A 13,928-nucleotide genomic window follows, 5' to 3' on the forward strand; every position below is an offset into this window, starting at 1 on the left:
GGAGGAACCGCCATGCCTCAGTTGCTCAGAGTCCAGAACTTCATGGTCTCGTCCGACGGATTCGGTACCGGTGAGGGCCAGAGCCTGGAGCGGCCGTTCGGGCACGCGGATCCCGGGGAGTTGTTCGCGTGGGCGGGGGCCACGGCGAGCTGGCCGGGGCGCACCGAACCAGGGGGCAGCCGGGGTCTGGACGACTACTTCACGCGGGACTTCGCGCGGAACATCGGGGCCGAGATCATGGGCCGCAACAAGTTCGGGCCGCAGCGCGGGCCCTGGCGGGACGAGGAGTGGCGCGGCTGGTGGGGGGACGAGCCGCCGTTCCACACGCCGGTGTTCGTCCTGACCCACCACCCGCGCCCCTCGTTCACCCTCTCCGACACCACGTTCCACTTCGTCGACGCCGATCCGGTCACGGCGCTCGGGATGGCGCGGGAGGCGGCGCGCGGGAAGGACGTCCGGCTCGGCGGCGGGGCGACGACCGTCCGGGAGTTCCTCGACGCCGACCTCGTCGACACCCTGCACGTCGCGGTGTCGCCGGTGAAGCTCGGCGCGGGGGTACGGCTCTGGGACTCGCCCGACGAGCTCCTCGACCGCTTCCACCGGGACGTCGTGCCGAGCCCGAGCGGCAAGGTCACGCACCATCTGTACTGGCGGAAGTGAGCGGCCGCCCGCGCGGGCGACGGACCCCGGTCACGAGCCCAGTCGCTCCAGCGCCTCCGGGGCCTCCTCGATCGAGTCCACCAGGGCTATGCGGGACGCCATCGGGCGGTCGGCCGCGAGGGTGCGCAGAAGGGGCCAGACCGGGAGGCGGTTGGTCCAGTGGTCGCGGTTCACCAGGACCATCGGGGTCGGGTCGCCCCGGGACCCGTAGTAGTTCGGGGTCGCGTTGTCGAAGATCTCCTGGACCGTGCCCGCCGCCCCGGGGAGGAAGACGACGCCCGCCGTCGAGCGGGCGAGGAGACCGTCCTCCCGGGTGGCGTTGGCGAAGTACTTGGCGATGTGACCGGCGAAGGCGTTCGGCGGCTCGTGGCCGTAGAACCAGGTCGGGATGCCGACCGAGTCCCCGCCGTCCGGCCACAGGGCCCGTACGGCGAAGGCGGCGCGCGCCCAGTCCGTCACCGACGGGGCGAAGGACGGGGCCTTCGCGAGGAGGGCGAGGGACTCGGGGAGGGCCTCGTCGGGGAGCGGCGCCAGGTACGCCCCGAGGTTCGCGGCCTCCATCGCGCCCGGCCCGCCGCCAGTGGCGACCGTCAGCCCGGCGCGGGCCAGGGTCCTGCCGAGCCGGGCCGCGCCCGCGTACGCCTCGGTGCCCCGGCCCGTCGCGTGCCCGCCCATGACGCCGACGACCCGGGCGCCGTCGAGGAGTTCGTCGAGGGCGTCGGAGACGGCGTCGTCGTGGAGGGAGCGGAGTACCGAGGAGAAGATGTCGCCGTCGGCCCTGGTCCGCCCGAACCACGCGTACGCGCGCGCGTCCGGCGTCTTCTCGTACCCGGCGTCGGCGAGCCCCTCGAAGAGCTCCCCGGGCGTGTAGAGCCGCGCCCGGTACGGGTCGAAGGGCAGTTCGGGGACGGTCGGGAAGACGAGCGCCCCGTCGGCGCGGACCTTGGCGGCGGCCTCCGGCTCCATGGGGCAGCCGAGGAAGACGGCCTCGGCGGTGACCGCGGTGAGCAGGGCGAGGGTCCGGTCGGTGAGGTCGACCGACTGGATCCGGTGTCCGGCGAGCGAGCCGGGACGCGCGAGCGCCGCGTCGAACTCGGCGAGGGTGTGGATCTCGCGCGCGTGCCCACGCGGTCCGGGCGGGCGGTGGGCCGGGGGAAGCGTCGACATGGGCCCACGATAGGGGCCGCCGGGTGGGGCGGCCCCTCGCGGGGGCGGCTCAGCCGGTCAGCGGCGCCGCGGCCAGTTCCGCGATCGCCCAGGTCAGCGGGGCGAAGAGGGCCAGCAGCGCGCCCGCGCGCAGCAGGGCCGCCGTGCGCAGGACGGTGGGCGGGGCGCCGATGCGCAGGAGGGCCTCGGTGGTGTGGGCGCGGCCCTGCCTGGACTCCAGCGCGGCCGTGAGGAGCGTGGCCGTGGTGCAGGTCAGGACGAGGGCCGCGCCGAGGCCGGTGAGCGGCCCGAAGGCGTCGGAGCCGGCGTCCGCGTCGTACAGGGAGGCCGCCGCGAGGGTGCCGGACATCACGGCGCAGACCACGCCGAGCGGGCGGCCGATCCGGCGGGACTCGTCCATCAGGACGCGGCCCGCGAGCAGCCGGGTGGCGCCCGGCCGGATCGCCTGGAGGAGGCGGCCGCAGCCGTGGGTGAGGCCCGGGCCGGCGATGGCGAGGCCCACGGCGGTGACGACCCAGCCGGCGAGGACGCCGGCCGGGCTGCCGTCGAAGCGGCCCGGCAGCGGGAGGCCGCCCCCGTCGGCCCCGAAGCCGCCGCGGCCCGCGTACGTCTCGATCGCGAGGCCGACCGCGACGAGGGCGACGCCCCAGGGCAGCCCGGACGGCAGCGTCCTCTCCGCCCCCTCCGGTGCGGCGGGCGTGCTGCGGGGGCGCAGCGCCAGGCCGGCCGCCGTGGCGGCGGTGACCGGCAGGACGGCGAGCAGGGTGAGGGCGGCGGCGACCGGGATCGGCTGGTCGGCGGCGAGGAGCCCGGCGGCCGCCCCGTCGAAGGGCAGGCCCGTGATGTCGCCGCGCAGGTGCAGGTAGACCAGGAGCGCGACGACGGAGCCGAGCGTGCAGGCGACGGCCGTCGAGGCGGCGGCGATCGCGGTGAGCCGGGCGGGGCCGAGGCCGATGGCGGAGAGCCCGGGGCGCGGCCGGGTGCTGGGGTCGGTGCGGGCCACGGCGACGGCGAACTGGACGGTGGCGGCGAGCGGCAGGACGCACCAGAGCAGCCGCAGCGCCGAGGCCGAGGAGCGCTCGGGGTGCCCCACGGCGTATCCGAGGGTGCAGAGCAGGAGGAAGCCCACCCCCGCGGCCGCGGCGGCGACGAGGAGCCGGCGCGTGAGGACGAGGGGGTGGGTCCCGCGGGCTAGACGGAGAGCGAGCACGCGGCGACGCCCTCCGCCCCTGACGCCGGGGGTACGGTGCCGGACCGGCGTCCGTCGAGGAGGGCGACGGCGCGGTCGGCGAGCGCCGCGACCTCGCCGTCGTGGGTGGCGAGGAGCACGGTGATGCCGTGCGAGCGGGCCGCCGCCGTCAGGGTGCGCAGGACCTGCGCGCCGTCGGCCCGGTGCAGGGTGGCGGTGGGTTCGTCGGCGAAGAGGACCGTCGGGGTGGTGATCAGGGCGCGGGCGATCGCGATGCGCTGGCGCTGGGAGGGGGTGAGGGCGTGCGGCCGCTTGCGGGCGCAGCCGCCGATGTCGAGCCGCTCCAGCCACTCCGCGGCGGCGGTCTTCGCGGCGCGGTGGGAGGCCCCGCGGAGCAGCAGCGGCAGGGCGGTGTTCTCCCAGCCGGTGAGCTCGGGGACGAGGCCGGGCTCGGGGTCGATCCAGCCGAAGCGGTCGCGCCGGAGCCGCTCGCGCTGGGCGGCGCTCAGGGTGTGCACGGGGGAGCTGTTGAACCAGACCTCGCCCTGCTGGGCGACGAGCTGGCCGGAGAGGCAGCGCAGGAGGGTGGTCTTGCCGCTGCCGCGCGGGCCGACGACGGCGAGGATCTCGCCGTCGCGGACGCCGAGGGAGACGCCGCTGAGCGCGTCCGAACCGCCCAGGGCGCAGTGCAGGGAACGCGCCCAGAGCACGTCGTTGTCCGGTGGGGCCATCGCGTACACCTCGATGTCGGATCCGATCTGTGTTCCCCCGTCCGGGGGAACGAAGGACGGGCCTGTCGGTCACTGGGCACCGTAAGGATTCGGATCCGTGTCTCCGGACAGCACGCGGCCCGGGCAGCCGCCATCCACTCGGATGGCGGCATACCCGGGCCGGGGGTCACGCCGTGAGGGCGGCGTGATGCCTGGGGACCTTAGAGCTTGGTCCAGGCCTCGGTGAGCACCGAGCGCAGGATTCCCTCGATCTCGTCGAAGGTGCCCTGGTCGGCGATCAGCGGCGGGGCCAGCTGGATGACCGGGTCGCCACGGTCGTCGGCACGGCAGTAGAGGCCGTTGTCGAAGAGCGCCTTGGAGAGGAAGCCGTACAGGACGCGCTCGGTCTCCTCGTCCGTGAAGGACTCCTTGGTGACCTTGTCCTTGACGAGCTCGATGCCGTAGAAGAAGCCGTTGCCGCGGACGTCGCCGACGATCGGGAGGTCGTGCAGCTTCTTCAGGGTGTTGAAGAAGTTGCCCTCCTGGTCGAGGACGTGCTGGTTCAGGCCTTCCTTGTCGAAGATGTCGAGGTTGGCGATCGCGACCGCCGAGGACACCGGGTGGCCACCGAAGGTGTAGCCGTGCAGGAAGGTGTTGTCGCCCTTGTAGAACGGCTCCGCGATGCGGTCCGAGACGATGCAGGCGCCGATCGGGGAGTAGCCCGAGGTCATGCCCTTGGCGCAGGTGATCATGTCCGGCACGTAGCCGAACTTGTCACAGGCGAACATCGTGCCGAGGCGGCCGAAGGCGCAGATCGTCTCGTCGGAGACGAGGAGCACGTCGTACTGGTCGCAGATCTCGCGGACGCGCTGGAAGTATCCGGGCGGCGGCGGGAAGCAGCCACCGGCGTTCTGCACGGGCTCCAGGAAGACGGCCGCGACGGTGTCGGCGCCCTCGAAGAGGATCTGCTGCTCGATCTGGTCGGCGGCCCAGCGGCCGAAGGCCTCGGGGTCGTCGCCGTGGATCGGGGCACGGTAGATGTTGGTGTTCGGCACCTTGTGCGCGCCGGGGACCAGCGGCTCGAAGGGGGCCTTCAGGGCCGGCAGGCCGGTGATGGACAGGGCGCCCTGCGGGGTGCCGTGGTAGGCGACCGCACGCGAGATGACCTTGTACTTGGTGTGCTTGCCCTGCAGCTTGAAGTACTGCTTGGCGAGCTTCCAGGCGGTCTCGACGGCCTCGCCGCCACCGGTGGTGAAGAACACCTTGTTGAGGTCACCCGGGGCGTAGTCCGCGAGACGCTCGGCGAGCTCGACGGCCTTGGGGTGCGCGTACGACCACACGGGGAAGAACGCGAGCTCCTTGGCCTGGTTGTACGCGACCTCGGCCAGCTCCTGGCGGCCGTGTCCGGCGTTGACCACGAAGAGACCCGCGAGACCGTCGAGGTAGCGCTTGCCCTTGTCGTCGAAGATGTAGGTGCCCTCACCACGCACGATGGTGGGAACGGGCGAGTTCTCGTACGACGACATGCGGGTGAAGTGCATCCACAGGTGGTCGTACGCGGTCTTGGAGAGGTCCTGGGTCACGATTATCGAGTTCCCCACATATAGGTCTGCTTCTTGAGCTTGAGGTAGACGAAGCTCTCGGTGGAGCGCACGCCGGGGAGGGTGCGGATGCGCTTGTTGATCACATCCAGCAGGTGGTCGTCGTCCTCGCAGACGACCTCCACCATGAGGTCGAAGGAGCCCGCGGTCATCACCACGTACTCGCACTCGGCCATGGCCGTCAGTGCCTCCGCGACCGGATCAAGGTCACCCTCGACGTTGATGCCGACCATCGCCTGGCGTCGGAAACCCACGGTGAGGGGGTCGGTGACGGCGACGATCTGCATGACGCCCTGGTCGAGCAGCTTCTGGACGCGCTGTCGTACGGCCGCCTCGGAGAGGCCCACGGCCTTGCCGATGGAGGCGTACGGACGGCGACCGTCCTGCTGGAGCTGCTCGATGATCGCCAGGGAGACGGCATCGATCGTCGGGGACGAACCGGTTCCGGTTCTGGAGTCTGTGCTTCGACTGGCCACGAGTTCACTGTGCACCGAGATTCTCCGTCGTGCAAGCCCAGAGTGATGAAATCCGTTGTGAGCTGCTCTTGATCTCACGGAATCCGAAGTTGAGGGGGGTCGGGGCTGTTGAAAGCGTCAGTGGAGCGACTACCCTGAGGTGTCTCGCCCATCGGGACCCCGCACAAGGACGTGCGAAGACAGAACGTGACAGGAGGGGTGGCAAGTGACCACCGAGCTGCGCCGGCTGCGTAACTACATCAACGGGGAGTTCCGCGACGCGGCCGACGGCCGCACCATCGACGTGGTCAATCCGGCCACCGGCGAGGTGTACGCGACCTCCCCGCTCTCCGGGCAGGCCGACGTCGACGCCGCCATGGAGGCCGCCGCGACGGCTTTCCCCGCCTGGCGTGACAGCACGCCTGCCGAGCGCCAGAAGGTGCTCCTCAAGATCGCGGACGCGTTCGAGGAGCGCGCCGAGGAGCTGATCGCGGCCGAGGTCGAGAACACCGGCAAGCCGGTCGCCCTCACCGCCAGCGAAGAGATCCCGCCGATGGTGGACCAGATCCGCTTCTTCGCCGGCGCCGCCCGGATGCTCGAAGGCCGCTCGGCCGGCGAGTACATGGAGGGCATGACCTCCATCGTCCGCCGCGAGCCCGTCGGCGTCTGCGCCCAGGTCGCGCCGTGGAACTACCCGATGATGATGGCCGTGTGGAAGTTCGCCCCGGCCCTCGCCGCGGGCAACACCGTCGTCCTCAAGCCCTCGGACACGACCCCCGCGTCGACCGTCCTGATGGCCGAGATCATCGGGCAGATCGTCCCCAAGGGCGTCTTCAACGTCGTCTGCGGAGACCGCGAGACCGGCAAGGCGATGGTCGAGCACCCGACCCCGGCGATGGCCTCCATCACCGGCTCGGTCCGCGCCGGCATGCAGGTCGCCGAGTCGGCGGCCAAGGACGTCAAGCGCGTCCACCTGGAGCTGGGCGGCAAGGCCCCGGTCGTCGTCTTCGAGGACACCGACATCGACAGGGCCGTCGAGGACATCTCCGTCGCCGGCTTCTTCAACGCCGGCCAGGACTGTACGGCCGCGACCCGGGTCCTCGTGCACGAGTCGATCCACGACGAGTTCGTCGCCGCCCTCGCCAAGGCCGCCGCCGAGACGAAGACGGGTCAGCCGGACGACGAGGACGTGCTGTACGGCCCGCTCAACAACGCCAACCAGCTGAAGCAGGTCACCGGCTTCATCGAGCGCCTCCCGGCCCACGCCAAGGTCGAGGCCGGCGGTCACCGCGTCGGAGACAAGGGCTACTTCTACGCCCCCACCGTCGTCTCGGGCCTCAACCAGGACGACGAGATCGTCCAGAACGAGGTCTTCGGCCCGGTCATCACCGTCCAGTCCTTCACGGACGAGGCCCAGGCCCTTGAGTTCGCGAACGGCGTCGAGTACGCCCTCGCCTCCTCCGTCTGGACCAAGGACCACGCGCGCGCGATGCGCATGTCCAAGGCCCTCGACTTCGGCTGCGTGTGGATCAACACCCACATCCCGCTCGTCGCCGAGATGCCGCACGGCGGTTACAAGAAGTCCGGCTACGGCAAGGACCTCTCCGCCTACGGCTTCGAGGACTACACGCGCATCAAGCACGTGATGACCTCCCTGGGCTGATCCCCGCCCCGGAACCACCGCGCGGCCCCGACACCTTGATCGACAGGGTGTCGGGGCCGCGCGCCGTCGCTCGACGGACCGTCCATTGCCGCAGGTCGCGGCCGGCCGGGATGCTGCCCATGTGAGAGCGACAGCCAGGAAACACATGTCCCGCCGGTCCCTGATCCGCGGCATCGGCGGTGCGGGGGCCGCGAGCCTGCTCGCCGGGTGCGGGGTCCCCGCCGCGTACGTGGAGGAGGGCGACCGGGCCGGCCGGGACCTCTCGGCGCGCGACCGTACGCTCGACTTCGCCAACTGGCCGCTGTACATCGACACCGACGACGCCGACGCGTCCCGGCGGCCGACCCTGGACGCCTTCCGGAAGCGGACCGGGATCTCCGTCCGCTACACCGAGGAGATCAACGACAACGACGAGTTCTTCGGCAAGATCAGCCCGTCCCTGATGAACCACCAGGAGACCGGACGCGATCTGATCGTCGTCAGCGACTGGATGGCCGCCCGCTTCGTCCGCCTCGGCTGGGTCCAGGAGATGGACCGCGCCGCCCAGCCGAACGTCGCGAAGCACCTCGACCCCCAGCTCTCCGGGCCCGCCTTCGACCCCGGCCGGCTCCACAGCGTGCCCTGGCAGTCCGGCATCACCGGCATCGCGTACAACCGGAGGAAGCTCGGCCGCGAACTGCGCTCCACCCAGGAGCTGTGGTCCGACGACCTGCGCGGCAAGGTCACCCTGCTCTCCGGGCTCGACGAGGCCTTCGCCCTGCTCATGCTGGGCGAAGGCGTCGACGTGACCCGGTGGACCGGCGACGACTTCCACGCCCTGTGCGAGCGGATCGAGGGACTCGTCCGGGCCAGGCACATCCGGCGCTTCACCGGGAACGACTACATCAAGGACCTGTCCACCGGCGACGTCCTCGCCTGCCAGGCGTACTCCGGCGACGTCATCCAGCTCCAGGCCGACAACCCGGACATCGAGTTCGTCGTCCCCGAGGAGGGCGCCGAACTGTGGGCGGAGTCCCTGATGGTCCCCAACCTCGCCCAGCACAGGTCCAACGCCGAGAAGCTCGTCGACTACTACTACGAGCCCGAGGTCGCCGCCGAACTCGCCGCCTGGGTCAACTACGTCTGCCCCGTCCCGGCCGCGCGGGACGTCCTCGCGGACTCCGGCGACGAGGAGCTCGTGGCGCTCGCCGAGGACCCGCTGATCTTCCCGGACGCCGACATGCGTGGCCGGCTCGCCATCGCCCGGGACATCACCACCGGGGAACGCCAGGAGTTCGCGAAGCGGTGGAACGCGATGGTCGGACTGTGAGCCCCCTCTTGAACGCGCTCAAAAACCCTCCCCCCTGGTTTCTGAACGCGTTCAAGAGGGGCGTACGCTGTCCCCATGAGCGACACGAACGGGCCGAGAGCCCTTCTCACGCGCATCCGCGTCTGGCTGATCGTCTTCGTCGTCTGTCTGGTCCTGAGCGGGGCCACCGCCTTCCCGCTCGTCACCGAACTCCGGCTCCTCGACACCTCGTTGGCCGGCTGGGCCTCACCCGTCGCCGACCTCTTCCCCGGCCTCGCCGAGTGGATCCACCGGGTACGGGAGGGCGTCGCCGCCGCCGACGAGCAGGCCCCGTACCTGCTCTACGGCACCGACTGGCTCGCCTTCGCCCACCTCGTCATCGCGGTCGCCTTCCACGGCGCGTACCGCGACCCCGTCCGCAACATTTGGGTCGTCGAATTCGGCATGATCGCCTGCGTCGGCATCCTCCCCCTCGCCCTGATCTGCGGGCCGATCCGGGGCATCCCCTTCTGGTGGTCGGTCATCGACATGTCGTTCGGCGTCATCGGCATCCTGCCGCTCCTCCACGTGCGCCGGATGATCAAGCGCCTGGAGGCGCTCACTCCGACGGCGTCCCGTACGTCGCCAGCATGATCCCGAGAGCGGTGCGGTTCATGTCCTGGCCCTTGGCGTCGGTCGAGTTGACGCTGTAGACGAGGGTCCGCTCCCCGTGGCGGGTCGACGCGATGGCCGCGTTGTAGCCCCAGCGGCCTCCGGTCTTCCCCCACACCTCCCGGCCGCCGAGCCGCTTCATCGACAGACCGGCGGAGTACGCCGCCGGGTCGCCGGACGTGAGGTCGGGGACCTTCGGAAGCGTGAACATCTCCTCCAGGAGCGGACCGCGCACCACACCGCCCGCGAACAGGACCCGGGTGAAGCGCTCCAGGTCCGCGGTGGCCGAGACGAGGTCCCCGGCCGCCCAGGCGTCCGTCGTCCCCCACACCGAGACGTCCCGCAGCCCCGTCGTGCCGTCGTCGAGCCGCATCGTCTGGTAGCCGTGGTTGTACGGGCCGGTGATCTCGGCCGCCCCGCGCGGGAAGTACGTGTCCCGCAGCCCCAGCGGCCGCAGGATCCGCCGCTCCACCTGGTGCTCGTAGGAGTCGCCCGTGACCCGCTCCACGATCAGGCCCGCGATCGTGTACCCGATGTTCAGGTAGTGCTGCTTCGTGCCCGGCCGGAACTCGCGCGGCTTCGCCGTCGCCGAACGGACCAGCTCCTCCGGCGTGTGCACGACGAAGCGGTTCTCGTACCACTCCTCGACCGTCTCGCCGGGGAGGTCGGCGGCCGGGATGCCGTGGGTGTGGTTCAGGAGCTGACGCACGGTCACCCGGGCGTAGCGGCCGGGGATGAGGTCCGGGAGGTACGCGCGGGCCGGCCGGTCCAGATCGATCCGGCCCTCGGCGGCGAGCTGGAGGACGGTCGCCGCCGTGAACACCTTCGTCACCGAACCGGCGCGGAAACGGGCGGCGGGGTCCGCCGGGGCGTGCGTCTCCAGGTCGTGCACGCCCGCACTGCCCTGCCAGGAACCCTCGCTGCCGCCGACCCTGACGAGCGCCGCCGTCGCGTCGGCGCGGGGGAGACCGGCGATCACCGCGCTCAGGTCCGGGCTCGACGTCACCGTCCGGGCCACCGCCCCGGGCGTGGCGGCGAAGGCGGGCGTGAGCGCGGGGCCGGCCGCGACGCCCAGGACCAGGGCGGCGGCGAGCAGGGTGCGGGAGGGCTTCCTCATGGTCAACTCCGGTGGTGTGAGCCGTTGTTCTCGATGGCTCCATCCTGCTGACCAGCGGCGACCGGCGGATCGCCCGCACCGGCGGTCTTCGGCGGGTCAGTTTCTCCCCGGCGCGGGGGAGAGGCCGGGCCCCGCGCCTCCCCCGGGCGGGGGAGAGCCCGCCGTGACCAGGCCCGTCTCGTACGCGCAGATCACCGCCTGGATGCGGTCCCGCAGCCCCAGCTTGGCCAGCACGTTCCCCACGTGCGTCTTCACCGTGTGGTCGCTGACCACGAGCTCCGCCGCGATCTCCGCGTTCGACAGGCCACGGGCGAGCAGCAGCAGGGTCTCGCGCTCCCGGCCGGTGAGGACGTCGAGCCGGGGGCCGGTCCTGCGCGGGCCGCCCGCCGTGTACTGCTCCACGAGCCGCCGCGCCACGGACGGCGCGAGCAGCGAGTCGCCCGCCGCCACCACCCGTACCGCGTGCACCAGGTCGTCCCGGCGCACGTCTTTGAGGAGGAAACCGCTCGCGCCCGCGTGCAGCGCCTCGTACACGTACGCGTCGGTGTCGAAGGTCGTCAGCATCACCGTCCGGCAGCCGGACTCCGCGCTGATCGCCCGGCAGGCCTCGATGCCGTCCGTCCGGGGCATCCGGATGTCGAGCAGCGCGACGTCCGGCGCGAGCCGGCGCACCGCCTCCACGGCCTCCGCCCCGTCCCCCGCCTCCGCCACCACCTCGATGTCCGGCTGCGCGTCCAGGATCATCGCGAAACCGCTGCGGACCAGCTCCTGGTCGTCCGCGACCACCACCCGGATCGTCATCTCGTCCCCTCCGTCACGGGCATCAGGACCCGCACCTCGAACCCCCGGCCGCCCGGGCCCGGGCCCGTCTCCGCCGTCCCGCCGTGCGCGGCGGCCCGCTCCCCGATGCCCACCAGACCGTGCCCGCCCGGACCGCCCTGCGGGCCGCGCCCGTCGTCGGTCACCGTGACCCGCAGGACGCCGTCCGCGTGGGCGAGCCGGACGTCGACCGTACGGGCCCGCGCGTGCTTCACCACGTTCGTCAGCGCCTCCTGCACGATCCGGTAGACGCTCGCGCCGGTCGCCGCGGGCAGCGCCCGCACCCCGCCCTCCGTCGCGTACCCGACGGCCAGACCGCCGGCCCGCACCCGCTCCAGGAGCAGCGGGAGGTCCGCGAGGCCTGGCTGCGGCTCCCGCGGGGCAGCCGTCTCACCGCCCTCGCGCAGCAGCCCCAGCATCCGCCGCAGCTGGACCATCGCCTCCCGGCCCGTCTCCGAGATCGCCTCGAAAGCCGCCTCCGCGCGCTCCGGCGCCGCCCGCACCGCGACCGGGCCCGCCTCCGCCTGCACGACCATCAGGCTCACCGCGTGCGACAGGATGTCGTGCATCTCCCGGGCGATCCGGGCCCGTTCCCGCGCGGCCGCCCGCTCCGCCTCCACCCGCTGGGCCCGCTGCCGGGCGTCCGTGAGCCGCCCGAAGACATAGGCGGCGCCGAACACGAAGAGGGAGAAAGTGAGTTCACGCGCCGACCGGGTGTTGAGCCACACCGAGGCCGGCACCGCCACCACCAGGAGCCCCGCCGTCGCGAACCGCTTCCACGCCGGCGAGAGCGCCGCGATCGTGTAGACGCTGACCAGCCCGGTGTACGGCAGCGGCTGCCCCGGCCCGTCCACGGCCAGCTCGTACAGCGTGCTCGCGGCCAGGATCGCGAGCAGCACGGCGAGCGGCGCGCGCCGTCGCCAGACCAGCGGCACCACGGTCAGCGTCGTCAGCCCGTACGCGGGCCAGGTCGCCGGTTCGAGTTCGGGCCCGCGCGGCACCACGAACGGCATCGTCATCGCCGCCTGCACGAGCAGCGCGATCCCGATGTCCACGGCCCACGGGTTCGCCGCACCCCAGGTCCGCGCCCGCTCCCAGCCGTTCCGTACGTCCCCCCGTATGCCCATTACGGCTTGCGGCCCACCGCGCCGAACTGCGCCACCACCTCGCCCTCCTCCGAGCGCCAGCGCGCGCAGGAGACGATGCCCGGCTCCAGGAGGTCGAGGCCGTCCAGGAAGGAGGCGAACTCCTCCCGGCTGCGAGCGGTGATCGGCGGGGTCGCGTTCTCGTTCCAGAAGGCCATCGCGGCCTCGTTGCCCTCGCCGCCGAGCTCCGGATCCAGGGTCGGATGGGTCAGCACCAGGTGGCTGCCGGAGGGCATGGCGGCCATCAGGGTCCGTACGACCGACCGGGCCTTTCCGGTGTCCAGGACGAAGTTGAGGATGCCGAGCATCATCACCGCGACCGGGCGGGAGAGGTCGAGGGTGCCTGCGGCCGCCGCGAGGATCCGCTCCGGGTCGTGGGCGTCGGCGTCGACGTACTCGGTGACGCCCTCCGGCGAGCTCGTCAGGAGCGCGCGGGCGTGCGTGAGGACGATCGGGTCGTTGTCGACGTAGACGATCCGGGCGTCGGGCGCGACCCGCTGCGCCACCTCGTGGGTGTTGTCGGCGGTCGGCAGGCCCGTCCCGATGTCCAGGAACTGGCGGATGCCCGCCTCGGCGGCCAGATGGGTCACCGCCCGCCCGAGGAACGCCCGGTCCGCGCGGGCCACCTCGCCGATGCTCGGGTAGAAGCCGGTGACCTGGTCGCCGACCGCCCGGTCCACCGGATAGTTGTCCTTGCCGCCCAGCCAGTAGTTCCACACGCGCGCGTTGTGGGCGATGTCGGTCCGGATCCGGTCGTTCATGCGCGAGCCTTTCGCAGGACGGCGGCGAGTGCGTCGACACGGTTGGTGGTGATCGCGTCGACGCCGTTCAAGATCAGCTTACGCATGGTGCGGGTGGTGTCCGCCGTCCAGGCCGAGACGAGCAGCCCGTCCCGGTGGACCCGCTCGGACAGCGCCCGACTGACCAGGCCGAAGCGGTAGTTAAGCCACCGCGGCCGTACGGCGTCGAGCAGCACCGGCCGGACCGGGGCGAGCGAGGTCCAGGTCAGGGCGATCTCGGCGGCCGGGTCGGCGGCCCGGACCTGGAGCATGGCGACGGCGCCCGCGCAGTAGTAGACGCGCTCCCCGGCCCCGCACTCGCGGACCGTGCCGACGATCCGGCGGACCGAGTCCTCGTTCCCGCCCGGCAGGTCCAGCATCAGCCGGTGGTCCCCGGCGGTGAGCAGCGCCTCGCGGAGCGTCGGCACCCCGCCCCGGGTGAGCTCGCGCAGCTGCTCGTACGAGAGCTCCGCGAGGGGCCGGTCGTGGCCCCACAGCCGCTTCAGGGTGTCGTCGTGGAGGAGGACCGGCACGTCGTCCTTCGTCACGCGGACGTCGATCTCGACCGCGTCCGCCCCCCGCTCGATCGCCGAGGCGATCGAGCGGAGCGTGTTCTCACGGACGCGGTACGGGTCGCCGCGATGGCCTACGACAGTGACGGAGCGCATGGCCCCATTCTCGTCG

Annotated in this window: 14 protein-coding genes; 4 read left to right on the plus strand and 10 right to left on the minus strand. The window is 72.2% G+C overall.

Annotated features, from left to right (window positions below):
• Window positions 1–12 precede the first annotated feature (12 nt).
• Window positions 13–660 carry a dihydrofolate reductase family protein gene (locus ACZ51I_RS18115; RefSeq protein WP_468876680.1) on the plus strand — a complete coding sequence of 216 codons (648 nt, stop codon included), beginning with the start codon at window positions 13–15 and terminating at the stop codon, window positions 658–660.
• Between the two features lie 30 nt (window positions 661–690).
• Here the strand turns inward: ACZ51I_RS18115 and ACZ51I_RS18120 are convergent, their stop codons facing one another.
• From ACZ51I_RS18120 to ACZ51I_RS18140, 5 genes are all read right to left on the minus strand, one after another.
• On the minus strand, window positions 691–1,827 hold the full coding sequence (locus ACZ51I_RS18120; protein WP_468876682.1) for an LOG family protein: 1,137 nt from the start codon (window positions 1,825–1,827) through the stop codon (window positions 691–693).
• Between the two features lie 49 nt (window positions 1,828–1,876).
• Window positions 1,877–3,037, minus strand: coding sequence for a hypothetical protein (locus tag ACZ51I_RS18125; RefSeq protein ID WP_468876684.1), 1,161 nt, complete (start codon window positions 3,035–3,037; stop codon window positions 1,877–1,879).
• Window positions 3,019–3,747: an ABC transporter ATP-binding protein gene (locus ACZ51I_RS18130; protein WP_468876686.1), complete on the minus strand. Its 729-nt coding sequence runs from the start codon at window positions 3,745–3,747 to the stop codon at window positions 3,019–3,021. The genes ACZ51I_RS18125 and ACZ51I_RS18130 overlap by 19 nt, the downstream gene beginning before the upstream one ends.
• Window positions 3,748–3,947: 200 nt before the next feature.
• Window positions 3,948–5,327 (minus strand): aspartate aminotransferase family protein, encoded by a 1,380-nt coding sequence (locus tag ACZ51I_RS18135; RefSeq protein ID WP_366038705.1) that lies wholly within the window; start codon window positions 5,325–5,327, stop codon window positions 3,948–3,950.
• Complete coding sequence (locus ACZ51I_RS18140; protein WP_468876688.1) at window positions 5,312–5,818, minus strand: Lrp/AsnC family transcriptional regulator; 507 nt, start codon at window positions 5,816–5,818, stop codon at window positions 5,312–5,314. The genes ACZ51I_RS18135 and ACZ51I_RS18140 overlap by 16 nt, the downstream gene beginning before the upstream one ends.
• A 190-nt stretch (window positions 5,819–6,008) precedes the next feature.
• Between ACZ51I_RS18140 and ACZ51I_RS18145 the strand changes: the two genes are divergently transcribed.
• The 3 genes from ACZ51I_RS18145 to ACZ51I_RS18155 all read left to right on the plus strand — a co-directional run bounded on the left by ACZ51I_RS18145 (window position 6,009) and on the right by ACZ51I_RS18155 (window position 9,366).
• Complete coding sequence (locus tag ACZ51I_RS18145) at window positions 6,009–7,445, plus strand: gamma-aminobutyraldehyde dehydrogenase (RefSeq protein ID WP_468876690.1); 1,437 nt, start codon at window positions 6,009–6,011, stop codon at window positions 7,443–7,445.
• A 145-nt stretch (window positions 7,446–7,590) separates the two neighbouring features.
• The gene (locus tag ACZ51I_RS18150) at window positions 7,591–8,754 is read left to right on the plus strand and encodes an ABC transporter substrate-binding protein (protein ID WP_468876692.1); all 1,164 of its coding nucleotides are present in this window, start codon (window positions 7,591–7,593) and stop codon (window positions 8,752–8,754) included.
• A gap of 75 nt (window positions 8,755–8,829) precedes the next feature.
• Window positions 8,830–9,366 carry a hypothetical protein gene (locus ACZ51I_RS18155; RefSeq protein ID WP_468876694.1) on the plus strand — a complete coding sequence of 179 codons (537 nt, stop codon included), beginning with the start codon at window positions 8,830–8,832 and terminating at the stop codon, window positions 9,364–9,366.
• Here ACZ51I_RS18155 and ACZ51I_RS18160 read toward each other — a convergent pair.
• The 5 genes from ACZ51I_RS18160 to ACZ51I_RS18180 all read right to left on the minus strand — a co-directional run bounded on the left by ACZ51I_RS18160 (window position 9,332) and on the right by ACZ51I_RS18180 (window position 13,912).
• The gene (locus ACZ51I_RS18160; protein WP_468876696.1) at window positions 9,332–10,501 is read right to left on the minus strand and encodes a serine hydrolase domain-containing protein; all 1,170 of its coding nucleotides are present in this window, start codon (window positions 10,499–10,501) and stop codon (window positions 9,332–9,334) included. The genes ACZ51I_RS18155 and ACZ51I_RS18160 overlap by 35 nt on opposite strands.
• 96 nt (window positions 10,502–10,597) lie before the next feature.
• Window positions 10,598–11,302, minus strand: a complete 705-nt coding sequence (locus ACZ51I_RS18165) for a response regulator (RefSeq protein WP_468876698.1) — start codon at window positions 11,300–11,302, stop codon at window positions 10,598–10,600.
• Entirely contained in the window at window positions 11,299–12,447 is a 1,149-nt protein-coding gene (locus tag ACZ51I_RS18170) for a sensor histidine kinase (protein ID WP_468876700.1), read from the minus strand. The genes ACZ51I_RS18165 and ACZ51I_RS18170 overlap by 4 nt, the downstream gene beginning before the upstream one ends.
• Window positions 12,447–13,226, minus strand: coding sequence for an SAM-dependent methyltransferase (locus tag ACZ51I_RS18175; RefSeq protein ID WP_468876702.1), 780 nt, complete (start codon window positions 13,224–13,226; stop codon window positions 12,447–12,449). The genes ACZ51I_RS18170 and ACZ51I_RS18175 overlap by 1 nt, the downstream gene beginning before the upstream one ends.
• On the minus strand, window positions 13,223–13,912 hold the full coding sequence (locus ACZ51I_RS18180) for a glycerophosphodiester phosphodiesterase (protein ID WP_468876704.1): 690 nt from the start codon (window positions 13,910–13,912) through the stop codon (window positions 13,223–13,225). Before ACZ51I_RS18180 ends, ACZ51I_RS18175 begins: the two co-directional genes overlap by 4 nt.
• Window positions 13,913–13,928: the final 16 nt, after the last annotated feature.

Source organism: Streptomyces sp. NPDC034084 (genome assembly GCF_055575535.1).